This window comes from Sphingobacterium prati (genome assembly GCF_013167215.1).
In the GTDB taxonomy this organism is placed as follows: domain Bacteria; phylum Bacteroidota; class Bacteroidia; order Sphingobacteriales; family Sphingobacteriaceae; genus Sphingobacterium; species Sphingobacterium prati.
In genome coordinates, this window is the sequence record NZ_JABJWY010000002.1 from 1 (window position 1) to 1,091 (window position 1,091).

Consider the following 1,091-nt stretch of genomic DNA (forward strand, 5'->3'; position numbering starts at 1 on the left):
ACTGGAAGTTTGGTTTATTTCTAATTATCATAATTTGTGTGCCAAGATTTATTTTGGCACTTCAAGCGAACCAAAATACAGATTATCAATTTATTGTCGCCATAATATTTTTGTCATTTATCATGCCCTTTATATTTCTAAGTAGGGCGGGATTGAAAGCCAACAGTTTGTCAGAAAACCTCCAATCATTCCGTTCTTATCGTATGGAATTGATTTCATTTGCATGTTTACTTTTCACTAAGATCAGCCTGTTGTGTACATTATAAAAATAGTAGCCAATATTAAAAATGATACCACGACCGGGACTACTGTAGACCTGCTTCTATATTTAAGATCTTTCGGAAACATAAGCCCGCGAATAAGAGATAAGCCGACTACTCCAATACCTGAAAGAAACAGCCTGATATAAAAACTACTATCAGTGATGTCCATATAGTTTCCACCTATATAATCGATAATATAAATCTGTAACAGAGTGTAGCCTATTGCAAATAACAAAGAGACAACAGCCCCCTTGATATCTTTTATTCTTAGGAAATTTAAAGCTTGGAGCACAGCGCCGAAAATAACTCCAAAAAACAGGCAAAAAAATAATATCGCGCTATTTTTATATAGTTTGATAGCATCTTCATCAGTTGTAGCTCCCTCATCCCAAGAATTCTCCTCCGCAAACTCTGCTTCTCGCTTCTTATTAATCAGCGCTTCGATCTGCTCTGATTCAGCGGGAGCAAAATCTCGCCCCCTATCTTTAAAAATCTCATAAGCATATTGAACAGCATCCGCTACTGACCTACTATCTGGTTTTATATACTTTTCGAGTTCGTTGTCTGAAAGCTTTTTGATCACACTTCTATTTACCATAATTTTCCAGTACTTAAATTAGTTACCCTTGTTATAACGATATTTACAATGACTATTAATGATCGTCTCATTGCTCACCGGAAAATATGCAGATCGACGGCAAATTTACCTTCAAAGCAGGACATGCCGAAAGTAGTACCAAAAGTTTTTGATGATATAAGTCCTTGTCCATTTAATAAGCCAATTCAAGTTATCAAAAATAATTTACTCCAATAAAACTATTTCAAATT

The 1,091-nt window shown here is 35.0% G+C and carries 1 protein-coding gene; it reads right to left on the reverse strand.

What is annotated here, in order from left to right:
* Window positions 1-243 precede the first annotated feature (243 nt).
* Window positions 244-861 carry a hypothetical protein gene (locus HPC41_RS00010; RefSeq protein WP_172391970.1) on the reverse strand — a complete coding sequence of 206 codons (618 nt, stop codon included), beginning with the start codon at window positions 859-861 and terminating at the stop codon, window positions 244-246.
* Between the last annotated feature and the right edge of the window lie 230 nt (window positions 862-1,091).

Coding starts and splice junctions, on each gene's coding strand:
- HPC41_RS00010 (WP_172391970.1), bottom strand. CDS start 861: ATGGTAAATAGAAGTGTGATCAAAAAGCTTTCAGACAACGAACTCGAA.